Below are 22,692 nucleotides of genomic sequence, written 5' to 3'. Positions count from 1 at the left end.
GCTTACCACCGTGTTCTATAGTTCAACCCTAAAATCGTAATGGTTGTATCTGTTTTTACATTTAAACCGGCATACGGGTTTAATAAAATATTATTTACCCCAGTTTGGTTCGCTAAGCTACTAGAATTTGCAGGAATTTTATCTCGGCTTTGCAAAAAACCAATGGATAGATCTAAATCAGTATCTGCATCAAAACGATAACCAACCCCCAAACCAAACAAGCGTGCATTGTTAATCGGCACCATCGTATTCCGCTTATCATCAGGGATTGCACTGGTCCGTGGCTCATAGCCTGCACGGAGTTTTAAACGATCTGTTGCTGAATATTCAATCCCAATACCGTAGTTCCACGGTGACTCAAATGCCAAAGGCAAAGCCAAACTACTATCGGAGATATTGGCTGAAAGCAATTTTGCAATTTTGAGCGCCGAAACTTGACGGTCAAATTCAAATTTAAATTTGTCCCATGCTTTATAGTCGGTCCATCCCACATCAACATTGACTTGTAAATCGGGTAAAAGTTTATATTTAATACCCGCTTGGAAATGTGCTGGATATTCTAAATCCATTGATACCAGACCCGACTCACTGGCTGGCACAGAACTTGGAAAACCTAAAACTGCAGCCAGAATCTGCCCTGTTGGGGAGGACATCAATCCCTTAATGAGTTCTTGTGGTGCTTTAGCATTGTCTATGTGATATTTACCTTTCATCCGCATTTTGGCGGCACTTTGGTAGACCACACCAAAACTAAAATCTTCTGTCGGCTCCCACAGCACACCCAAGTTATAGCTTGGGCTCAGAGACTGTTCTGCTGACAGTTCGAGTTGACCAAAACGCCCAAAAGGATTCATCCCCTCTTCAGCATTACACATGCCCAGCAAGAGAATGTCGGTAATCACATCTGAGTTTTCTTTGAACGGGGTACAAACGACATCATCAATCATACGCAGCATCCCAATCAACTCATTGGGAAAACGTAGATCATTTTTTAATGCCAAAGCTTGATAAGACATCCCAATTGAACCACCAATGGAAAGTTGATCATTGATTTGGTACGCCATAGAGGGTGATAAATAAGTGATTCGTTCTAGCGCAACTTGTTGTCCCATAAAGTTACCAGGGTTGCCATCTTCCGCACCGAATCCTGCAATTAATGGCGCATACATGGCAGTTGCAAATGTCATTTTAGAGCCTGGCGGGTTATATGCTATACCCGCAGTCGGGGCAGCCACAGGCATACCTTTACCCAAGTCCACCATTTTCTTCAAACCAGGTACATATAAGCTCGGGTATTCAACATCACCGCGGACTGGCCCTTTAAAGTCGGTACAGATATCGGCATCTACTTCAGGCCCATCATTACAAACAATCGGGTCATCTGAATAGCCAAATACGTTATAACCTGCAGGAACAGAGAACTCACGCTCGATATTAAAATCAGCGAGAATACCCTGTACATCCGTTTGTAAGCCTTCAATTTTGGTCAGTGCTGCTGGGTTAAAGTGAATGGCACTGATCCCAGGTGGATCAGCAGTGACCGCATTCCCCATAGCCAAAGAGCGAATATCAACTGATAAGTTTTGCCCTAAAGCAGCAAAGGTAACACTAGAATAGCCCGTTAATAATATGGCAGACACCAAAGGGCTAAGTCGGATATTTTTCATACGACTCCCCTATTATTTAAGCTTTTTTCCAAAACCAAGAATATCTAACGGGAAAGACAACCCTAATGACACATCAGGTGCATCTTCTGTTAAACCAAGGCCAACCGTCCCATTCACAATTGTTTCAGGTGAAACGCGTACACCTAAGGAAATTGCAAAAGTTGAACTGGTTTGATCTGCTGGAGAGTAGCTTTCCCCCGAGCTATAGGTAAATTCAGCCCCAGTATTGAAACTTTGTTGATATGACATTGTCATTGAAACATCATAATTAAAGGAGTAAGCAAAGCCAAAGGCAAAACCACCACTAATCCCTGGTTCAAACGCTTCAATCACACGGCTACCACGGCGCTGATCTAAGCCCGATTCTTTGAAACCATAGTTCGCAGAGACCGATGCAAACAGCACCACGGGATCAATATATTTACGCGTACTTGCCCCAACACCTGCTGAATAATACCCCTTGCCTGTTGCTAAGTCTGAAGTGGCATTAATTTCATAAGGACTATCCCCAGTTTTAGTAGATACGTTACCAAATAAAATTAAAGGCAAACGGCCAGCTTTGAGTGGAAACGGTTCCCAACGCGCACCAAATGAAATGTCCCCAAGACCCGCTGTAGAGGTATCTTTTAATAAGTCAGTTTTGGCAACTAAAGGCAATGATGCTGTTAAGGTTAAGTTATCTCTTAAACCATACTGTGCCGTAAAGGTATTGGTTAGACTGTGCGTTGCATTTTCTTGTACTCGTAGTTGATAAAGCTGGCCTTGTGCCATCTCTAAATCAAGTTGAGTATCTCGGTAGTAGGTATAATCGATGTCGTAGTAAGATGAAATCTCACCTTGTTTAATTAATGAATACTGACGTTCATTTGAGGTAAAAACTTCTTCTAAGTTGGTCTCTTTAGTTGCATCACCCTCTTGCTGTTGCAACGCAGAAGACGCTGCTTGCTCAACACTTCCAGTGTTTACAGATACTGACTTTTCTTGTGGTGCAGGCACTGTAGGTTGATCCGACCCAACTTGATCTTGTGCTTGCTCAGTAGCTTGTTCTATCTCAATGGTTTCACCGACTGTTTCGTATCCTCCTAAGCTCGGTTCTTCCGCAGCATAGGCCACCCCAAGAATCATCTGTACACTCACTGCGAGCAGTGTTTTATTCATCCATGTCTTCATCATTGTCCTTACCTACACCATTGTTCTTGTTTTATTTTTTTCACACTTTATTTGTTTTTATAATAAAGCCTGAGAAAATTGTACGTCGGCTGTCCATAGTATTCCGACTCTTTATTTTTATTACGCTCTAGGCGAATTGTAGATGCACGATCGGCTATTTTTTCCATATAGTGTTGCGGATATTGAATATCGACGAGTGCATAACGATTGACCGTAGCATCATCTACATGTCGCAGATCGGCTTCCTGTAAAGCCAACATATTTTTACGCATTTCAGTCGGAACATTAATTAAAAACAACGTGTTATTTTCCCAAACATCCTTGAAACGTTGTTCATCAAAACTAATATTTCCTAAGGCAGGATCGGCAACATAGACCCGTCCATCTTTATAGCCCTTATACACCACAAAATGTTTAAAACCAGCATAGGAGATTGGAACAATGGCAGGTTGACCTTGCTTGACCAAATCTTCAAATTCCCCCTTGTAGCCTCCACTTTCTAAACCAAGTGCAGTCACAAAGCGTTTCATGTCCAATAAAGAAAAACTACGACGCTCAATAATTCGCTCATATTCGCCATAGCGAAGCAAGCCATCCATGGTTTGTTGTTCTGTAAGTTGAGCACCGACATAGCCATTGATTAAGGTGGTCAGTGCCGCTGAGCCACAACTATAGTCATAAGCTTGACGGACAATGCCTCGGAATTGGTCTTCTACAGCAGGGTTAATTAGGACAGGTTCATGATGCATTCTGGTAAAAGATGCATTTCGAGAGTCTAAAACTTCAGTATAGTAAACCGCTTCCGCTGGTTTTTTCTTAATATCAAAGGCTTCGGTGGCAAAGTAATACATCATTGCTGAGCCCAATGCGATCTCTAACATAGCTTTTTACTTTTTTTAATAATATAGGCATCCCGCCCATTTCTTGTTTTTAGAGTTAATACTCTATATCCATACATTCAAGAAGATACTGTGTTTTATCTAAAAAAAATAGTCTTTTTTGCATTTTTTATGAATATATTTTAGAAAAAAAGCGCGTGAATTCACGCGCTTTCTTAAAGTCTAATTTTAGTGACCAGAAATGGTAATCACAGCACCTGGCATGTATACACCAGCAGCTGGGCTAAAGTAAGTTTGCATACCTTGAACTTCTACGTCACCAATGGATGCAGCATTACGGCTACCCAAATGTACACCTTTCACATAAGTATCGTGCGCACCACTTGTGCTAATCATACGAATATAGCCCTTATTCGCACCCTCTTCACCAATTACACTAATTTTTTGATTCAGTGTTAAATCTAGAGAGTTTGCATCTGCAACTTTAATGCTTTCAACAAAGATTTCACCTGCAGCACGCGTTGCTGTTTTAGTTGAATTATCTAAAATACCTAAGTTTTTAATTTCTAAACCACCAACCATCGTCGCATTTAATTGGATCATTGCGCCTTGCGGTGCAGCACCTAGTTGGATGTTTGCAGACATTGGACCTGTTTTCAGTGATAAACCACTTAAAATCGGATTCACTGTACCTGTACCACCACGACGGATAGAGGTTGCTCCTGTTGTAGGAACATCAGCCGAAGCAACTACACCAATTTGACCAATTTTAATATCTAAACCTGAAACTTGAGCTGCAATGTTAATAAATGCATTACCACCGTTTGCATCTGTGTCAATTTGCAAATCAGCTAAGTTACGAGATGGAAGTAAATATGCTCCTGCATTATCATAGTTCGCACCAATAACAATACCGTGATTTTCCAGCGTATCACCCGCTATACCATTACCTTGGATAACGATAGCACCAGCAGTTGAAGTACCACCTAGAGATGTAGTCGCTAAACCATCATTATCATGAACAAAAACCTTACCAATTTCGATTTTAGAAATACCGATACCGATATTTAGACCATCTTGACCTGTAGCGGCACTGAGCGAAGCGTCATCCATTGCTTGCATTGCCATCGCATTTGCACTGATTGCCATTGAAGAAACTAAAGCAAGTTTAGTAATAATTTTCATCTTGTTCCTCTCCTAAGAGCTTTATTTTTGTGATACCAATCACTCGATGTTAACTACTGCTTTTTTTATTTTGACCCAGTATTAACATCTATCCTTGAGTGACTTCATTGCCTGAACTAAGTTATATGCGAGTGATTTTTTGATCAACTGCTGTTGGTCGCAATCCATAGCTTACCGATAAACGGTATTTCCTCTATGCGTACACGTACAATGCGGTAAAATAGCCTGAATTTTTTAATCCTATTTGCGTTAGCATGACTCTAAGCCAATCATTTAAAAAGATAATTTGTGATTCAAGCCTCTCTGTATCTCATATACTACAGGCATTGAATGAGCTCACACAGTTAGTCTATTTACAAAATGTCGATGCACCTGTCATTGCTTTTTTACCCGAGCGTTATCAAGTTTTTCAAAAAAAACAGCACTTTTTCTTTCAACGCACACAGGATTTTTGTTATATCCGTGATGACAAAGAAATAGACATTTCCAGTAATATTCAGCCAAGCACAGAACAAAAAGAAGCATCTTTTAGTGGTGGACTCATTGGATTCGTCAGTTATGATTATGCCGCCCAGCAACACGTTCCGGTTCAAATTAAGTCTCAGCCAAGCCTATTTTTAGGGTTATACAGCACTTATCTACAATGGACTGATGCAGGCTGGCTATTTTGCAGTAGTGATTCACAAGCTGAACACATTTATCGCAAAATTGAATCGTATTTATTCCAGCCATCGGCCTTAACCCATCCACTCCAACTCGGGTCGATCTGCCAAGCACGCTGGACTAAAAATCAATACAAGCAAGCCTTTCAGCAAGTACAGGAATACATCAAAGCTGGGGATTGTTATCAAATCAACCTAACACAAGAGTTCACTGCCAAGGCATACGGTCAACTCCTAAGTGCAGTCGAAGCATTTTGGCAATTGACCGATGCACCTTACTCAGGCTATCTCCGTATCGATGATTTTGAACTCTTAAGTTGTTCACCCGAATTGTTTATTGATTTTCAAGCTCATCGAAAAATCATCACCAAGCCGATTAAAGGCACCATGCCGCGCTTTGCAGATCCAGTCTTGGATGAACAATCTAAACAACGCTTGATGGCTTCGGAAAAAGACCAAGCTGAAAATGTGATGATTGTTGATCTACTGCGTAATGATTTGAGTGTTTATGCAGAAACAGGCTCAGTCAAAACACCTAAACTGTTTAATATTGAAAGCTTTAATCAAGTCCATCATATGGTCAGCGAAGTCGAAGCAACACTTAAAGCAGAAGTTCATCCCTTTCATGTGCTACTCTCTGCGCTACCTGGCGGGTCTATTACAGGTGCACCTAAAATTCGAGCAATGCAGATTATTGAAGAGCTGGAAGGTGAGCCACGTGGAGCCTACTGTGGCTCAATGGGTTATTTTAATCTCGATGGTACTGGTTCTTGGAACATTCTGATTCGTTCTATTCAAAAATTCCACGATGAGGTCTCACTTTGGGCTGGCGGTGGAATTACCATTGCATCAGAGTGTGAGGCTGAATACCAAGAATGTTTTGACAAGGTCTCAGCACTTCTTAATTTACTCGATACCTTTGTACAAACGGACACTGAATAGCCTCCAAAATAAAAAAGTGAACCTTCACATTAATGAACGTTCACTTTTCAAAGATCAAAACTGTTGAAAGTTTATTTTAAAATATCATTTTTCAATGTATCGACTAAGCGTTGATTTTGCTGATCAGTTCCAACCGTGATACGTAAAAACTGGTTAATACGCGGTTTATTGAAATAACGCACAATAATGCCTTGTTCACGTAATTCAGCCGCTAATTCACCCGCATCTTTGCTAGGTAATGATGCAAAGATAAAGTTGGCACTTGATGGCAAAACGTTAAAGCCCAGTGCGGTCAGTTGTTCAACCAAATGTTCACGGCTTTGAATCACTTTTTGATTTTGTGCTTCAAAATAAGCTTGATCTTCAAATGAAGCAACCGCAGCGGCAATTGCAAAACGGTCCATCGGATAAGAGTTAAAACTATTCTTCACCGCTTCAAGTGCCGCAATCAAATGCGGTTGAGCAATCGCAAAACCAACACGTAAACCTGCCAATGAGCGAGACTTAGACGTGGTTTGGCACACCACCAAGTTCTCATATTTTTCCACCAAACTGACTGCCGATTCAGCACCAAAGTCTACATAAGCTTCATCAATGACCACTACTGAATTTGGGTTGGCCTGAAGTACTTCCTCAATAGCTGCCAAACCAATATCTATACTGGTTGGTGCATTTGGATTGGTAATAATAATGCCGCCATTGGCTTGCTTATAGTCATCCACCACAATTTCAAAGTCATCATTGAGTGGCAAAATTTTGGTTTTGACCCCAAAGAATTGGCTATAAACAGGATAGAAGCTATAGGTAATATCGGGGTAAAGTAAAGGCAGCTCTTGCACAAAAAAAGCTTTAAAAATATGTGCTAAGACTTCATCTGAACCATTACCGACAAAGACATTTTCAACTGCAACCTTTTGTTGTTTCGCAATCGCCTGCTTTAACGCAGAAGCATCTGGATCTGGATATAAACGCAATACATCTGCAGAGTTTTCCAAAACCGCTTGAACAGCCTCCACCACTTTTGGTGAGGGTGGATATGGGTTTTCATTGGTATTGAGCTTCAATAAATTTTGAATTTTCGGTTGTTCACCTGGCACATACGGTTCTAATTCACGTACTTCAGGACTCCAAAAACGCATTTGTTCTGTAGTAATGTTAAACATTGTCTATCTCATTTATGCACTCAACTTACTTTTATATAAGCCCTCTCCTTCTAGGAGAGGGTTTGGGAGAAGTTTATAATGTCCCAAACTGAATTAAATATTTTCCCCTCTCCTAACCTCCCCCTATGGGAGAGGAACATTCATTACTGAACAAATGAGGGATCTAAATTTATATTATTGATAACGATAACGTGCCGAACGCGCATGCGCATCTAAGTTTTCCTGCTGCGCTAAGATATCCGCGGTTTTCGCCAAAGTTTTCACACCTTGCTCAGAGCACATAATCAAACTTGAACGCTTTTGGAAATCATATACACCCAACGGGGATGAAAAGCGTGCTGTACCTGAAGTTGGTAAAACGTGGTTTGGCCCTGCACAATAGTCGCCGATTGCCTCTGGGGTGTAACGCCCCATGAAGATTGCGCCTGCATGGCGAATATCTTCGGCCATTTCCTGTGCTTCATCTAGGCACAGTTCTAAATGCTCAGGCGCGACTTGATTAATCAGCTCAACGGCTTCAGCGCGGTCTTTCACAAGCACTAATGCGCCACGATTGGCAATCGATGTACGCGCAATCTCTGCTTTAGGTAACGCTTGCAAATGCGCTTCAATAGCCAGTTCTACATCATTTAACAACTGTTCATCTGGTGTAATAAACACTGCTTGTGCCACAGTATCGTGTTCAGCTTGGGACAATAAATCCATTGCCAGCCATTGAGCGTTATTCGCGCCTTCGGCATAAACTAAAATTTCAGACGGCCCTGCAATCATGTCGATACCGACTTGTCCGAATACTGCACGTTTCGCAGCCGCGACAAAACGGTTGCCCGGTCCTGTAATCTTATCCACCGCCGGAATCGTTTCTGTACCATAGGCTAAAGCCGCAACCGCTTGTGCCCCACCAATGGTAAAGACACGGCTGACACCAGCCAAATAAGCAGCTGCTAATACCAAAGGATTCAACTCACCATTCGGTGCAGGTACCACCATAATAATTTCAGGTACACCTGCCACATGCGCAGGCACAGCGTTCATTAACACAGAAGACGGATAAGATGCCAAACCGCCAGGTACATAAATACCAACGCGATCTAAAGGCGTTACTTTTTGCCCAAGTGTGTTCCCTAATGCATCCACATAGGTCCAGCCTTCTTGTTTTTGCGCTTGGTGAAACTCACGAATACGGTTTGCAGCAAGCTCTAACGCCTCGCGGACTTCAGTACTCAAACCCTCAAAAGCAGTTTTTAATTGTTCTTGGGTCAGTTCTAAATCTGAGAATTGATGCGCGGGATGTCGATCGAACTGTTGAGTGAGTTTAAGAACATGAGCATTACCATGCTGACGAACATCAGCGATGATTTGATCTACGGTTTTTAAAAGTTCTGGGTCACTCACGGTTTCAAAAGCCAACAAATCAGCAAAGACTTGTTTAAAGTTCTGATCTTGAGTCGATAAACGTCGCATCAATTTATCCACAATGAAAATAAAGGGAAGCTTTAGTTTACCTTGTTTCCTGTATTTTGTGGGCAACAATCCTCCAGCTAAACACGGAGTGTAATGAAAAATTACTTTTAACTTCATCGGGAAATGAATGTGATCATGATTTTTAAACTAGAATTACCGAATCTGAATAAAAAAAGTCAAAAAAAGATGACCCTCACGGACATAGCCATATGCTTTTCAACGGGAAAATTTAGCCGAATCCAACAGCATTTTTCACAAACCATTACATGGGAAATTGTAGGTGAACAACAGCTGTCAGGTTTTGATCAAGTGCTGAAGCATTGCCAGTCTAACGAGCATTATTTTACGACGGTCGCGCATGAGTTCCATATTCAAGCAATTCATGAAACGGGTCATCATGTGATTGTTCAAGGGGAAGCGCAATTTCATGACGCCAAGCAGACATCCCGAATTTCTGCTTGTGATGTCTATACTTTTAATACTTTAATTCAACTGGCTCAAATTCAATCCTATTGTATTTCAATCCAATAAAAATATTAAAAAATGAGCAGGTACAAAAAAACCGCCACCATCGATAGCGGTTTCTTTCAACAAAAAAGATCAACTTATTTGTTTTTTAACGCTTCACGTTCAGCAACTGCTGTTTCTAACTGTGCAAGAATTGGGTTTAACAATGCTTGCTTACGTTTGAAACTTGCCTTGTTCACGATCAAACGTGAAGACACTTTACAAATTTCTTCCAAAGGTTCTAAACCATTGGCACGTAAAGTATTCCCAGTATCGACCACGTCAACAATGTAATCACCCAAACCCACCAACGGTGCAAGTTCCATTGAACCGTACAACTTAATCACATCGACTTGCTCACCTAAGCTTGCATAGTACTGACGGGTTAAGTTTACGTATTTAGTGGCAATTTTTAAACGCCCTTTGGGACGCTCCATACCAACTTTACCCGCGGTCATCAGTTTACATACTGCGATTTTTAGATCGAGTGGTTCATAAACGTTTTGTGCGCCATGTTCCATAAGCACGTCTTTACCCGCAACACCAATATCCGCCGCACCATTCTCCACATAGGTGGGTACGTCAGAAGCACGTAAAATTAAAATACGGACTTGTTTATGGGTGGTTGGGAAAATTAACTTACGTGACTTATCAGGATCTTCCAGTAAGTTAATTCCAGCCGTTTCAAGTAAAGGCAGGGTTTCTTTTAAAATACGACCTTTACTCAATGCCAATGTTAAACCATGATCAAAATTGCCCATTACGTCAAAATTTGGATCATCGTTTCTCATATCGCTCATGAACTTACTCGCTTAATTTGGGCGCCTATACCTTGTAATTTCGCTTCGACATCTTCATAACCGCGGTCAATATGATAGATACGATCAATCAGCGTCTCACCATCCGCAGCAAGTGCAGCTAACACCAGCGAGAAAGAAGCGCGTAAATCTGTTGCCATCACAGGTGCAGCAGAAAGTTTATCTACACCAGTCACAACAGCATCATTACCTTCGACCTGAATATTGGCACCCATACGTGACAATTCAGGTACGTGCATAAAACGGTTTTCAAAAATCGTTTCAGAAATAGTAGCAAAACCACGACCAATGGCATTGACCGCCATAATTTGTGCTTGCATATCGGTTGGGAAGTCAGGATGTGGAAGCGTTTGGAAACTCACTGCTTTCGGGCGTTTACCCATCATATCCAGTTCAATCCAATCATCACCACGGGTCACTTCCGCGCCCATTTCTTCAAACTTTTCTAAGACCGATTCCATCAAAGTTGGATCCGTATGTGTGGTTTTTACACGACCACCGGTAATGGCCGCAGCAGCCAAATACGAACCTGTTTCAATACGGTCAGCAACTACAGCGTATTCACAGCCATGTAGTTTTTCAACACCTGTTACCACTAAGGTATCTGTGTCTAATCCTTCAATTTTTGCCCCCATCGCGATCAACATTTTCGCAAGGTCAGTAATTTCAGGTTCACGTGCCGCATTACGAATCGTAGTCACACCTTCTGCCAATGCCGCAGCCATTAAGATATTTTCAGTACCACCCACGGTCACCATATCAAAAATAACTTCGCCACCTTTCAGACGGCCATCAACTTTAGCATGTACATAACCCGCTTCAACTTCAATCTCTGCACCTAAAGCTTCTAAAGCTTTTAAGTGTTGATCGACTGGGCGCGAGCCAATCGCACATCCACCTGGCAAAGACACTTTTGCACTACCATAGCGCGCCACCAATGGACCCAGCACTAAAATAGATGCACGCATGGTTTTCACCAGTTCGTACGGTGCAAACTGATTATCCAGCGTTGAGGTATCTGCAGTAACCGTGTCACCTTCGTAGGTCATGGTAATGCCTAGACCACCAATCAACTGCACCAAAGTATTGACATCTTTTAAATGCGGCACGTTGGTAAGCTTGGTTGGAGTTTCAGGCAAAATCATTGCTGCAAGCAACGGCAAGGCAGCATTTTTAGCACCCGAAATACGAACTTCGCCTTCGAGCTTAGTGCCACCTTGAATTAAAAATTTATCCATCTAATTTTAAGCTCCGAATAAGCTTGCTTTACGCCATTCTTCTTTAGTCATTGCACGAATAGTCACCGCATGCACTTCGCCACTTGCGATATAAGAATTTAATGGTGCATAAACAGCTTGCTGACGTGCAACAGGGCGTTTGCCTTCGAATTGGTCGTCGACAATACGTAAGTCAAACTTTCCGCCTTGCCCACTAACTGCAACTTCAGCTTCAGGAAAAGCAGCTTTTAAAATTTCAGTGAGCTGTTCACTATTCATCACAAAGACCTCTTATAGGACCAACGGTGTAAAAACCTGCCATTTTACTATAAATCTGAAAAATAAATCATAAACCCACACACTTTATATATAAAAAAAGAGGTTTTAAAAAACCTCTTTTTGCATAAAAATCAAACTAAATGGCGATCGGTTGGTAAACCTGCTGCATTTTACGGTGCTTATCGAGCTGTCTTTTTAGTTTTTCTGATAATTTTTTAATCGACGTATACATATCATCTGCTGAAGCCTGAGCAAAAAATTCAATGCCCGGTAAACGGATAATTGCTTCTGCAATATGATTGCTACTGCCTTTTTTAGTATGTTTATCGACCTGATGATCCTTGGTTAATTTCACCTGCATACTGTTCACCTGATCAATATGCTTGGTCATTTCTGCAAATTTGCAGCGAATGGTATCTTCAATAGCTGGGGTAATGCTCAAATGATGTCCACGAATTGTTATTTGCATATATCTATCCCTCACCTTCATTAGGATTAATGAGGAAAAACCAAAACGATTTAATGACTGCAAAACAACCAACGCGCATAGAAACATCAAATCATTTTAGCCATTCCTTAAAGAAAAAAGAGGTTCATTATGTTGTCATAATGAACCTCTAGAATAGTCAGATTTTAAATTTTAGATCAAGACTTTTCGTTCAGAAGATGACGGAATATGTAACGATTCACGATACTTCGCCACTGTCCGACGCGCTACATCAATTCCATCGTCTTTTAAAAGATTAGCAATTGCGTTATCTGACAAAGGCTTACGTGCATTCTCTTCAGCAATCAATTTTTTAATCTTGGCACGAATTGCAGTTGAAGATGCTTCACCACCTGAAGTAGTCCCCACATGGCTTGAAAAGAAATATTTCAACTCGAACAAGCCGCGCGGCGTCAGCATATATTTATTGGTGGTCACCCGAGAGACGGTCGACTCATGCAATTCAACTTCTTCTGCAATATCCCGAAGTACCAAAGGCTTCATCCCTTCAGCACCAATTTCTAAAAATGCACGCTGATGTTCAATGATACACGTCGCCACTTTCAGTAAAGTTTTATGGCGTTCATCGACACTTTTAATAAAGTTTTTCGCATCCAACATTTGATTACGTAAGTATTGATTATCTTCACTTTGATCAGCACGCTTAATCATATTGGCATAAAACGAGTTCACACGAAGTTTTGGCATCACATCAGGATTTAAAGCCACTTGCCATTGTTCGTTTTTCTTCATTACCACGACATCAGGAATTTGATAATCCGAGTCTTTATCTTCAAACTCAAGTCCTGGGTGCGCTTTTAGCGTTTTCAATAAATCAACCGCACACTTGAGCTGCTCTTGATTTAAACCTGTTTGTTTAATCAATTTCGCCAGTTCATTGCTGATCAATAGTTCATAGTTTTTCAGCAGATTCATGGCATCATTTCGACACGCGGTCTGCATCGGCAAGGCTTCCAACTGTACCATTAAGCACTCTGCAAGATTCCGCGCCCCAACGCCAAGTGGGTCTAAACGCTGAATATGCTTGAGCACCACAACCACTTCGTCATCTTCGACTTCGTCGTCATAGTCCATGCTGGTTAAAAGATGTTGAACTGAAGTCTTTATTTCTGAAATATCACTGTCTAAAAAACCTTTATCGTCCAACGAGTCAATAATGCAATAAGCAATCAACATATCTACTTGTGAAAAATGCAACAGATTGATTTGCTCAAGCATATGCTCTTTTAAGCCCAAATGACCTTGGCGATTATCTTCTCGCTCTTCAAATTCTGCCGCGCCCAAACTGGTCGGTTGATGGGTATAGACATCATCCCAGTCGGTATCGACGGGTAAATCATCGGGTAAATGGTCGGCGTTGAGTTCGTTGGTTAAATCTTTCTTATCCTGTTCTTGCTCTTGCACACTGGATAAGCTTTCGATAGATGACTGTTCTTCTACTTTTTCTAAGAGCGGGTTACTGTCGAGTTGAATCTGAATTTCCTGTTCAAGTTCAAGGCTCGACAATTGAAGCAATCGAATAGCTTGTTGTAATTGGGGGGTTAACGACAAAGAGTTCGAAACTTTCAATCCAACCGATAACTTCATAAAACCCTACTCATCAATACAACTATTTTTAAAGCACGCTTTACAAGCAATTTCTGTGCCGTTTTATTTTTTATAGCATAGAAAATTCAAAAAACCTACATTTTTTGAGCAGATTGTTTTTCATTTTCTGTCTAGTTTTAGACTTTATGGATGTCTTAATGCATATCAATTATTGAAAAGGCTCATTAAAACCCTCACACAGTTAGAAATTACACGAAACACTACATCGGCTACTTTCACTTACTTACAAGAGTCCGTTAAATCAAAACATCTGAATCATGCTGCTTTGTTAGGCTAAAGCATAGACATTTTTTAGGGGGTTTATATGACTCAAAAAGTATTGTTCATAACCTCAAATGTAGGCGTAGAGCATGATGAGCTAATTCATCCTCTCCATTTTCTACAGTCCAAAGGCATAGAATGCATTCATGCTGCCATAGAGGCTAGCGATGTTCGAACTGTCAAAATGGACTCAGACTCGGCAGCAAGCTATCCTCCAGACGTCGATTTGGATCATGTTCATTATGACGACTACGACTTGCTGATTATCCCCGGCGGTGCAGTTAATACTGATCTATTACGCCAACATCCCAAAGCGCTCGAAATTATCCAGAGTTTTAGCAAACAAGCCAAACCGATAGCTGTGATTTGTTATGCGCCTTGGGTTTTGATTAATGCTGAACGGATTCAAGCTAAACATCTGACTTCGCATCAAAGTATACGACTCGATCTGGAAAATGCAGGTGCTATATGGGTCGATGAAGCCGTTCACACATGTAATGCAGGTGGTTGGACACTCATCAGTTCACGTAATCCAGAAGATCTTCCCACTTTTAATCAAGTGATATTGAAAGAACTTGAATCCAATTCGTCCGTTTAAGACCCCATAAAAACAAAAGAGCCTGATATTGAGCAGGCTCTTTTATTTATCTTTAAAAGTTACAGGCTTTTTAAGTATTCAATAATTTCTACTTGTTCTGCCATTTCAGCCAGTTGAAGCGCAGTGTATTCACCTTTGTAGTAGACATTCGCACCTTTTTCAACCAATAGTTTCACGACTTCTAGATAGCCATTTTCAGCCGCTGCTTGAAGTGCGCTATAGCCTTCATCATCGGTCGAGTTCACATCTACACCATTGGCGAGACTTTTTTCTACTTCAGCGAGTTCACCTAAAGAAGCCCAATACACCAGTTCAGGTAAATGCAGTTCATCATCGTTTTCAGGAATTGGGGAGAATGAGTTGAGTTTCATAGCAAATATCTCATAATAAATTAAGATGAAAAATCAAAAATACACAATGATGACTTTCTGGCACGCATATTGAATTAAAGCCATCTACTTTTCGCTTTCCTTATATTGCAGAAGAATAGACTTAGCAATTGTTTGGCCTTGCTGCTTTTGCGCTGAATCTAATATCTGATCAAAATTTTTCAGATTCAGCTTTGCCTCAGAATTGCCACTTTCTGCAGCTAAATAAATCCATGCATACCCAATAATAAAATCTTTTTTTATACCTAGGCCTTGCGCATATAGAAGTCCAATCTCATTATAAGCAGGAGTATGAAATTGTTCAGCTGATTTCAAATACCATAAGAGCGCTTTAGGAAAACTTTGTTGAACATATTCCCCTTTTCTATACATTTGCCCTAAATTAAATTGAGACTGCGCATCGCCTACTTGAGCAGCTTTAATCTGATATTCCCAAGATTTTTCCATATCCTTTTTAACACCTTCCCCTTTTGAATACATAACAGCTAAATTCGAAAGAGAAAGCGCATAATTTTGATTTGCAGACTGTGTAAATAACGCGGCAGATTTGGCTAAATTCTTTTTAACGCCATATCCTTGATAGTACATGCTTGCTAAATAATGGATTGCTTGAACATCTCCTCTATCTGAGGATTTTTCAAACTCTTTAACAGCCAATGTATAATTTTTCTTAGAATACGCTGTTAAACCGTCCTCTACGGAACAAAATGCCGAACTTGAGAAACAAAGAAAATTTAAAAATACTAAGATGCTTATATTCTTCATTTAATCCAGATCCTGAATTCATTAGTTTTTGATTGAGTTTCAATACTTTTTAAAATTTAATCCGCATATAAAAAGCATCCTGACCATTTAGATCAGGGTATTTAGGAATAATAGGCTGATGATGATTTACTTGCAGATGAGCCACCCCGCCAGTGCCAGCACAGCTAAAATTTTTCACCTCGAAAATCCAGAAAAATTAAATTTTTCCATTAATACAATGGTAATGCATTCTCGATCAAATTTTAACAGAACTGAATTCCTGGCATTGCCTTTTGCCCGCATGCGATCAGCAATAATGCAAAAAAACCCCCAATAACTGGAGGCTTCTTTTATCAATTTCTGCCTTAAGCCTTGGCCGCCGCTGGCGAACCAGACTTAAGCTTTTCGGATTCATCCTCATGCATAATCAGTGCAACCGCAATAGCAGTAATCAACACAGGTAAACCCACTGCAATAAAGTTAAAGTGTGCAGGCAAATTCATTCCCAACAAACTACCAATTAAAATTGGTCCAATGATTGCACCCATACGACCAATCGCAGACGACCAACCAATCCCAGTTGAACGAACAGCAAGCGGATAATACTGGGCGACATAGCTATAAAGAAGCATTTGCGAACCGATCGATGCACCACCCGCCAAGAATACTAAAATATATAAAAGGAATTGATTAGATTGAAAGCCCATCAAGCTCATTACAACAGCACCCATCATGCCCAAGCACATCAGCACAGGTTTCAAATGGAAGCGATCGGCTAAAACTCCTCCCCCCACAATACCAATCACAGCACCAATATTCATCACCATCATAAACATCAAGCTATTGTCCATTGAGTAGCCTGCTGCCATCATTAACTTCGGCAACCAACTGCTTAAAGCATACATAGTCAGTAAGCAGGTGAAGAACGCCACCCAAAACAACAAGGTATTTACCGCACGACCACGTTTAAATAAGCTCACAACATTTGCAGATTCTGGCACATCAACCTGATGCAACTCAAAAGTTGTATCTTCTTTTACTGTCACCGTTGGTGCTAAACGACGAACAATTTTACGTGCTTCCGCCTGACGGTTTTGTTGCACAATAAAAGTCAAAGACTCGGGCAAAAACTTCCAAATAACAGGTAACAACAACAAAGGAATACCTGCAATAAAGAACATAATTTGCCAACCAAAACTTGGAGTAAACCACGCACCTAACAATGCAGCCATTACACCACCCACGGCATAACCACTAAACATTGTGGTTACTAAAGTACTACGCATTTTTTGTGGTGCATACTCAGATGTCAGCGCAACAAGGTTTGGCATTACCCCACCAATTCCAAGTCCCGCAAGGAAACGTAAAACCGCAAATTCTGTTGGGTTTGATGCAAAACCACCTGCACAGGTAAACCCGCTAAAAAGCACGATACAAATCATAATGACTTTTTTACGGCCAATTTTATCCGCCAAAGAGCCAAATATCATTGCACCAAACATCATGCCTGCTAAAGCGGTACTTGCAAGCATACCCGCCTGTACAGCACTTAAGCCCCAGTCTTCCATTAATAATGGCAATACCACACCATTAATTGCCAAGTCATAACCATCAAATAAAATAATTAGCAAACACCAAGCAACAACTTGAAAATGGAAACCCGAAATTTTGCACGATCAATAATATCATTCACATTCACTGCTTTAGCTGACATTATTCACCTCCTATGAGCTATTGTTTCATTGCACTTTAACTAGCACCCTTCAGTTTTTATAATGTGCTAATTCAGCCCAAACAGAAGTCATTCACCAAAGTAATTTGGTGTTATATTCACACAATTTATAGTGATATAAAAATTCAACATTAGTCTAAATAAATGATTTAATTCGCATTAAAAATAAATAAAACCAACCATTAACACTTGTCTTTCTGATATGAAATAAAATAATAATTAACAATAAAGGCCTAATTTAAATTAGATAAAAATATAGTATTTAGTTGATAGTAAAAATTAACTGATAGTAAAAAAGAAAAATAAGTATAGAAAGGTTCATTTAAATAATAACGCAGATTCAAATCCCAAGTGCGACACATTTGTAGTTAGTTGAAAAAGTTAGGTGTATTCGTAGAATCATTGGACTTTTTCAACTCGCAATTGGAAAGCACACAATGAAGAAATACACCCAACTTTCTCAAGATGAAAGATACGAAATTTATGCTACTTTGAAAAGTAAAAGTTCAATCGCTACCCTTGCTCGGGAGTTAGGGCGTTCACGATCAACCATCTACCGTGAATTAAAAAGAAATACTGGACAACGTGGATATAGAGCTCAACAGGCAGCTAAATTTGCAAGTCAAAGACGGTACCGTCCTTCATCACCCATGACAGCGTTTGCCTTCGCTTATATTGATTATTTGATTGGCTTGGACTGGTCACCAGAACAAATTTCAGGTGCTTTAACACAACGCTGTTGGCTGGATGTACCTTCACATGAGTGGATTTACCAGTACATTTATCAAGATAAATCAAAAGGCGGTAAACTCCATCTACACTTAAGGCATCAGAAGAAATATCGAAAACGAGGTTACAAAAACACGGATCGTAGGGGTCAAATCATTGATAAAACAAGTATTCATTGCCGAGACCAGGTCATTGATCAACGACAGGCGGTAAACTCCATCTACACTTAAGGCATCAGAAGAAATATCGAAAACGAGGTTACAAAAACACGGATCGTAGGGGTCAAATCATTGATAAAACAAGTATTCATTGCCGAGACCAGGTCATTGATCAACGACAACGTTTAGGAGATTTCGAAGGTGACACGGTGATTGGTAAACATCATAAAGGTGCTTTATTAACTCTCGTTGATCGAAAGAGCCTGTACGTACATATTGTTCATTTAGGGTCAACGAGAGCATCCTCTCAAACGATTACTTGTGCATTAGATCGTTTACAGATGAGCCATGCTTATAGTGTGACATTTGATAATGGCAAGGAATTTTCCGAACACAAAAGAATTACTGATGCTGGCATAGATACGTATTTTGCTGATCCTTACAAGTCTATTCAGCGAGCTAGAAATGAAAATACGAATGGTTTAATCCGGCAATATCTGCCAAAATCGTCATCGTTTGATGACGTGTCAAACGAACAAATAGAGCAGATAGAATTTACACTCAACCATCGTCCTAGAAAAACACTAGGTTGGCATACACCGAGTGAAGTTATGGCTGGTTTTTATACTGTTGCACTTGCCGCTTGAATCCGCCTAATTATGACTATTTAGGATGTTTTATTTAATTACGATAAATCTCAATTAGACGATTGATTCGTTCATTTTTTATTATTTCACACATAAAAAAATCCCCCTCAGCGATTAGCGGAGGGGGATTTAGAATTAATGAGCTGGCGATGACTTACTCTCACATGGATAACTCCACACTACCATCAGCGCTAAGAGGTTTCACTTCTGAGTTCGGGAAGGGATCAGGTGGTTCACTCTTGCTATTGTCGCCAGCACAACTGTTTATGACTATTCGTTGGGTCTAACCTCAGAGCAGTGCTCTTCGTGCCTAACTTTCATCAAATGAGTTATTAACAGGTATATTTGAGTTGGATATTTTATCTAGCTTTATAACTAAATCAAGTTGTTTGCAGTGATTTGAACCACAACACCAACTGTTTGGGTGTTGTATAGTCAAGCCTCACGAGCAATTAGTATTGGTCAGCTTCACATATCACTATGCTTCCACATCCAACCTATCAACGTCGTAGTCTTCAACGGCTCTTTAGAGGACATAAAGTCCTAGGGAAATCTTATCTTGAGGTAGGCTTCCCGCTTAGATGCTTTCAGCGGTTATCCCTTCCGAACATAGCTACCCGGCGATGCGACTGGCGTCACAACCGGTACACCAGAGGTTCGTCCACTCTGGTCCTCTCGTACTAGGAGCAGATCCTCTCAAATTTCCAACGCCCACGGTAGATAGGGACCGAACTGTCTCACGACGTTCTAAACCCAGCTCGCGTACCTCTTTAAATGGCGAACAGCCATACCCTTGGGACCTGCTTCAGCCCCAGGATGAGATGAGCCGACATCGAGGTGCCAAACACCGCCGTCGATATGAACTCTTGGGCGGTATCAGCCTGTTATCCCCAGAGTACCTTTTATCCGTTGAGCGATGGCCCTTCCATACAGAACCACCGGATCACTAAGACCTACTTTCGTACCTGCTCGACTTGTGGGTCTCGCAGTTAAGCGCGCTTTTGCCTTTATACTCTACGCGTGATTTCCGACCACGCTGAGCGCACCTTCGTACTCCTCCGTTACTCTTTAGGAGGAGACCGCCCCAGTCAAACTACCCACCAGACATGGTCCTCGTCCCGGATAACGGGACAGAGTTAGAACCTCAATATTACCAGGGTGGTATTTCAAGATTGGCTCCACCGAAACTAGCGTCTCGGTTTCAAAGCCTCCCACCTATCCTACACAAGTAAGATCAAAGTTCAATGTCAAGCTGCAGTAAAGGTTCACGGGGTCTTTCCGTCTAGCCGCGGGTACACCGCATCTTCACGGCGAATTCGATTTCACTGAGTCTCTGCTGGAGACAGCGCCCCCATCATTATGCCATTCGTGCAGGTCGGAACTTACCCGACAAGGAATTTCGCTACCTTAGGACCGTTATAGTTACGGCCGCCGTTTACTGGGGCTTCGATCAAGAGCTTCGCTTACGCTAACCCCATCAATTAACCTTCCAGCACCGGGCAGGCATCACACCCTATACGTCCACTTTCGTGTTTGCAGAGTGCTATGTTTTTAATAAACAGTTGCAGGGGCCTGGTTTCTGTGGCTGCTCTCAGCTCAGGAAGCAAGTTCCATCACCAAAAGCAGCGTACCTTCTCCCGAAGTTACGGTACCATTTTGCCTAGTTCCTTCAGCAGAGTTCTCTCAAGCGCTTTGGTCTACTCGACCTGACCACCTGTGTCGGTTTCGGGTACGATTCCTGTGTAACTGAAGCTTAGAGACTTTTCCTGGAAGCATGGTATCAGCCACTTCACTGTACAAGTACAGCTTGCTATCAGTTCTCAGCATAGAGCACCCCGGATTTGCCTAAGATGCATGCCTACAACCTTCCACCTGGACAACCAACGCCAGGCTGACTTAACCTTCTCCGTCCTCTCATCGCATTACACAGAAGTATTGGAATATTAACCAATTTCCCATCGACTACGCCTCTCGGCCTCGCCTTAGGGGTCGACTCACCCAGCCCCGATTAACGTTGGACTGGAACCCTTGGTCTTTCAGCGTGCGAGTTTTTCACTCGCATTGTCGTTACTCACGTCAGCATTCGCACTTCTGATACCTCCAGCATACTTCTCAATACACCTTCATCGGCTTACAGAACGCTCCCCTACCACTTGCAATAAATTGCAAATCCGCAGCTTCGGCATATAGTTTTAGCCCCGTTACATCTTCCGCGCAGGCCGACTCGACTAGTGAGCTATTACGCTTTCTTTAAAGGGTGGCTGCTTCTAAGCCAACCTCCTAGCTGTCTATGCCTTCCCACATCGTTTCCCACTTAACTATAATTTTGGGGCCTTAGCTGGCGGTCTGGATTGTTTTCCTCTTGACTACGGACGTTAGCACCCGCAGTCTGTCTCCCGGATAGTACTCATTGGTATTCGGAGTTTGCATCGGTTTGGTAAGTCGGGATGACCCCCTAGCCGAAACAGTGCTCTACCCCCAATGGTATTCGTCCGAGGCGCTACCTAAATAGCTTTCGGGGAGAACCAGCTATCACCGAGTTTGATTAGCCTTTCACCCCTATCCACAAGTCATCCCCTGGCTTTTCAACGACAGTGGGTTCGGTCCTCCAGTTAGTGTTACCCAACCTTCAACCTGCTCATGGATAGATCACCCGGTTTCGGGTCTACACCCAGCAACTAAACGCCCTATTAAGACTCGATTTCTCTACGGCTCCCCTATGCGGTTAACCTCGCTACTGAATGTAAGTCGCTGACCCATTATACAAAAGGTACGCAGTCACCGAACAAGTCGGCTCCCACTGCTTGTATGCATGCGGTTTCAGGATCTATTTCACTCCCCTCACAGGGGTTCTTTTCGCCTTTCCCTCACGGTACTGGTTCACTATCGGTCAGTCAGGAGTATTTAGCCTTGGAGGATGGTCCCCCCATATTCAGACAAGGTTTCACGTGCCCCGCCCTACTCGACATCATCATATCAGCCCTTTCGTGTACAGGACTATCACCCACTATGGTTGCACTTCCCAGAGCATTCCACTAAAACTGATATGACTTAATGGGCTTTTCCCCGTTCGCTCGCCGCTACTGAGGGAATCTCAATTGATTTCTTTTCCTAAGGGTACTGAGATGTTTCACTTCCCCTCGTTCGCCTCGTATGACTATGTATTCATCATACGATACCTGCCTTATGACAGGTGGGTTTCCCCATTCAGAAATCTCCGGATCACAGGATATTTGCCGCCTCCCCGGAGCTTATCGCAGGCTATTACGTCTTTCATCGCCTCTGACTGCCAAGGCATCCACCACATGCACTTAATTACTTGACTATACAACCCCAAACAGTCGTTAATCCCTACAAGTAGGATTAAGACAGTCTATGATGATTTCTCATCACTTCCTTACAGTT

Annotated in this window: 16 protein-coding genes, 2 rRNA genes and 3 pseudogenes; 5 read left to right on the top strand and 16 right to left on the bottom strand. The window is 41.7% G+C overall.

Going from position 1 to position 22,692, the window contains the following annotated elements; all coding sequences use genetic code 11:
• Positions 1 to 2 precede the first annotated feature (2 nt).
• From filD to filA, 4 genes are all read right to left on the bottom strand, one after another.
• On the bottom strand, positions 3 to 1,667 hold the full coding sequence (filD, locus tag AC4MC0_RS03035; RefSeq protein WP_004984191.1) for a putative pilus system OmpP1/FadL family transporter FilD: 1,665 nt from the start codon (positions 1,665 to 1,667) through the stop codon (positions 3 to 5).
• A gap of 12 nt (positions 1,668 to 1,679) precedes the next feature.
• Positions 1,680 to 2,837 carry a putative pilus system protein FilC gene (gene filC / locus AC4MC0_RS03030; protein WP_413772808.1) on the bottom strand — a complete coding sequence of 386 codons (1,158 nt, stop codon included), beginning with the start codon at positions 2,835 to 2,837 and terminating at the stop codon, positions 1,680 to 1,682.
• Positions 2,838 to 2,884: 47 nt separating this feature from the next.
• Positions 2,885 to 3,718 carry a putative pilus system C39 family peptidase FilB gene (gene filB / locus AC4MC0_RS03025; RefSeq protein ID WP_004695004.1) on the bottom strand — a complete coding sequence of 278 codons (834 nt, stop codon included), beginning with the start codon at positions 3,716 to 3,718 and terminating at the stop codon, positions 2,885 to 2,887.
• A gap of 186 nt (positions 3,719 to 3,904) precedes the next feature.
• Positions 3,905 to 4,861: a putative pilus system protein FilA gene (gene filA / locus AC4MC0_RS03020; RefSeq protein WP_159153702.1), complete on the bottom strand. Its 957-nt coding sequence runs from the start codon at positions 4,859 to 4,861 to the stop codon at positions 3,905 to 3,907.
• 254 nt (positions 4,862 to 5,115) lie between these two features.
• Here filA and AC4MC0_RS03015 point away from each other — a divergent pair, with 254 nt between their 5' ends.
• Complete coding sequence (locus tag AC4MC0_RS03015; protein ID WP_335999692.1) at positions 5,116 to 6,465, top strand: anthranilate synthase component I family protein; 1,350 nt, start codon at positions 5,116 to 5,118, stop codon at positions 6,463 to 6,465.
• A 71-nt stretch (positions 6,466 to 6,536) separates the two neighbouring features.
• Here AC4MC0_RS03015 and hisC read toward each other — a convergent pair whose 3' ends face one another.
• Entirely contained in the window at positions 6,537 to 7,628 is a 1,092-nt protein-coding gene (gene hisC / locus AC4MC0_RS03010) for a histidinol-phosphate transaminase (RefSeq protein ID WP_335999690.1), read from the bottom strand.
• 174 nt (positions 7,629 to 7,802) lie between these two features.
• A complete protein-coding gene (hisD, locus tag AC4MC0_RS03005; RefSeq protein ID WP_279702275.1) occupies positions 7,803 to 9,104 on the bottom strand; it encodes a histidinol dehydrogenase in 1,302 nt (433 codons plus the stop codon).
• A 123-nt stretch (positions 9,105 to 9,227) separates the two neighbouring features.
• On the opposite strand from hisD, the gene AC4MC0_RS03000 reads away from it, so the two are divergent.
• Positions 9,228 to 9,623, top strand: coding sequence for a nuclear transport factor 2 family protein (locus AC4MC0_RS03000; protein WP_335999687.1), 396 nt, complete (start codon positions 9,228 to 9,230; stop codon positions 9,621 to 9,623).
• Between the two features lie 74 nt (positions 9,624 to 9,697).
• Here AC4MC0_RS03000 and hisG read toward each other — a convergent pair whose 3' ends face one another.
• From hisG to AC4MC0_RS02975, 5 genes are all read right to left on the bottom strand, one after another.
• Positions 9,698 to 10,399, bottom strand: coding sequence for an ATP phosphoribosyltransferase (hisG, locus tag AC4MC0_RS02995; protein ID WP_004984172.1), 702 nt, complete (start codon positions 10,397 to 10,399; stop codon positions 9,698 to 9,700).
• Positions 10,396 to 11,655, bottom strand: coding sequence for a UDP-N-acetylglucosamine 1-carboxyvinyltransferase (murA, locus tag AC4MC0_RS02990; RefSeq protein WP_279734343.1), 1,260 nt, complete (start codon positions 11,653 to 11,655; stop codon positions 10,396 to 10,398). Before murA ends, hisG begins: the two co-directional genes overlap by 4 nt.
• 6 nt (positions 11,656 to 11,661) lie before the next feature.
• On the bottom strand, positions 11,662 to 11,913 hold the full coding sequence (ibaG, locus tag AC4MC0_RS02985) for a BolA family iron metabolism protein IbaG (protein WP_004695019.1): 252 nt from the start codon (positions 11,911 to 11,913) through the stop codon (positions 11,662 to 11,664).
• Between the two features lie 136 nt (positions 11,914 to 12,049).
• Complete coding sequence (gene hpf / locus AC4MC0_RS02980) at positions 12,050 to 12,382, bottom strand: ribosome hibernation-promoting factor, HPF/YfiA family (protein ID WP_004695021.1); 333 nt, start codon at positions 12,380 to 12,382, stop codon at positions 12,050 to 12,052.
• Positions 12,383 to 12,553: 171 nt separating this feature from the next.
• Complete coding sequence (locus tag AC4MC0_RS02975; protein WP_114837546.1) at positions 12,554 to 14,008, bottom strand: RNA polymerase factor sigma-54; 1,455 nt, start codon at positions 14,006 to 14,008, stop codon at positions 12,554 to 12,556.
• A 325-nt stretch (positions 14,009 to 14,333) separates the two neighbouring features.
• Between AC4MC0_RS02975 and AC4MC0_RS02970 the strand changes: the two genes are divergently transcribed.
• Positions 14,334 to 14,888 carry a DJ-1/PfpI family protein gene (locus tag AC4MC0_RS02970; RefSeq protein ID WP_335999679.1) on the top strand — a complete coding sequence of 185 codons (555 nt, stop codon included), beginning with the start codon at positions 14,334 to 14,336 and terminating at the stop codon, positions 14,886 to 14,888.
• A gap of 59 nt (positions 14,889 to 14,947) precedes the next feature.
• Here AC4MC0_RS02970 and AC4MC0_RS02965 read toward each other — a convergent pair whose 3' ends face one another.
• The 3 genes and pseudogenes from AC4MC0_RS02965 to AC4MC0_RS02955 all read right to left on the bottom strand — a co-directional run bounded on the left by AC4MC0_RS02965 (position 14,948) and on the right by AC4MC0_RS02955 (position 17,735).
• A complete protein-coding gene (locus tag AC4MC0_RS02965; RefSeq protein WP_058868985.1) occupies positions 14,948 to 15,259 on the bottom strand; it encodes an ankyrin repeat domain-containing protein in 312 nt (103 codons plus the stop codon).
• Between the two features lie 84 nt (positions 15,260 to 15,343).
• Positions 15,344 to 16,042 (bottom strand): tetratricopeptide repeat protein, encoded by a 699-nt coding sequence (locus AC4MC0_RS02960; protein WP_279667044.1) that lies wholly within the window; start codon positions 16,040 to 16,042, stop codon positions 15,344 to 15,346.
• 344 nt (positions 16,043 to 16,386) lie between these two features.
• Positions 16,387 to 17,735, bottom strand: a pseudogene (locus tag AC4MC0_RS02955) (aromatic acid/H+ symport family MFS transporter).
• A 455-nt stretch (positions 17,736 to 18,190) separates the two neighbouring features.
• Between AC4MC0_RS02955 and AC4MC0_RS02950 the strand changes: the two are divergent.
• Both AC4MC0_RS02950 and AC4MC0_RS02945 read left to right on the top strand, forming a co-directional pair.
• A pseudogene (locus AC4MC0_RS02950) lies at positions 18,191 to 18,676 on the top strand (IS30 family transposase); the annotation flags it as partial.
• Positions 18,677 to 18,687: 11 nt separating this feature from the next.
• A pseudogene (locus AC4MC0_RS02945) lies at positions 18,688 to 19,287 on the top strand (IS30 family transposase); the annotation flags it as partial.
• A gap of 141 nt (positions 19,288 to 19,428) precedes the next feature.
• Here the strand turns inward: AC4MC0_RS02945 and rrf are convergent.
• Together rrf and AC4MC0_RS02935 are read right to left on the bottom strand one after the other, a co-directional pair.
• A 5S ribosomal RNA gene (rrf, locus tag AC4MC0_RS02940) occupies positions 19,429 to 19,543 on the bottom strand.
• A 175-nt stretch (positions 19,544 to 19,718) separates the two neighbouring features.
• A 23S ribosomal RNA gene (locus AC4MC0_RS02935) occupies positions 19,719 to 22,612 on the bottom strand.
• Between the last annotated feature and the right edge of the window lie 80 nt (positions 22,613 to 22,692).

This window comes from Acinetobacter sp. CAU_H_S139_7 (assembly GCF_058599305.1).
Note: the sequence above shows the minus strand (reverse complement) of the source record. Positions and strands in the feature narration are given on the sequence as shown.

Coding starts and splice junctions, on each gene's coding strand:
- filB (WP_004695004.1), bottom strand. CDS start 3,718: ATGTTAGAGATCGCATTGGGCTCAGCAATGATGTATTACTTTGCCACC.
- hisC (WP_335999690.1), bottom strand. CDS start 7,628: ATGTTTAACATTACTACAGAACAAATGCGTTTTTGGAGTCCTGAAGTA.
- filA (WP_159153702.1), bottom strand. CDS start 4,861: ATGAAAATTATTACTAAACTTGCTTTAGTTTCTTCAATGGCAATCAGT.
- AC4MC0_RS02960 (WP_279667044.1), bottom strand. CDS start 16,042: ATGAAGAATATAAGCATCTTAGTATTTTTAAATTTTCTTTGTTTCTCA.
- AC4MC0_RS02970 (WP_335999679.1), top strand. CDS start 14,334: ATGACTCAAAAAGTATTGTTCATAACCTCAAATGTAGGCGTAGAGCAT.
- filD (WP_004984191.1), bottom strand. CDS start 1,667: ATGAAAAATATCCGACTTAGCCCTTTGGTGTCTGCCATATTATTAACG.
- ibaG (WP_004695019.1), bottom strand. CDS start 11,913: ATGAATAGTGAACAGCTCACTGAAATTTTAAAAGCTGCTTTTCCTGAA.
- AC4MC0_RS03015 (WP_335999692.1), top strand. CDS start 5,116: ATGACTCTAAGCCAATCATTTAAAAAGATAATTTGTGATTCAAGCCTC.
- AC4MC0_RS03000 (WP_335999687.1), top strand. CDS start 9,228: ATGATTTTTAAACTAGAATTACCGAATCTGAATAAAAAAAGTCAAAAA.
- hisG (WP_004984172.1), bottom strand. CDS start 10,399: ATGAGCGATATGAGAAACGATGATCCAAATTTTGACGTAATGGGCAAT.
- hpf (WP_004695021.1), bottom strand. CDS start 12,382: ATGCAAATAACAATTCGTGGACATCATTTGAGCATTACCCCAGCTATT.
- AC4MC0_RS02965 (WP_058868985.1), bottom strand. CDS start 15,259: ATGAAACTCAACTCATTCTCCCCAATTCCTGAAAACGATGATGAACTG.
- filC (WP_413772808.1), bottom strand. CDS start 2,837: ATGAAGACATGGATGAATAAAACACTGCTCGCAGTGAGTGTACAGATG.
- AC4MC0_RS02975 (WP_114837546.1), bottom strand. CDS start 14,008: ATGAAGTTATCGGTTGGATTGAAAGTTTCGAACTCTTTGTCGTTAACC.
- murA (WP_279734343.1), bottom strand. CDS start 11,655: ATGGATAAATTTTTAATTCAAGGTGGCACTAAGCTCGAAGGCGAAGTT.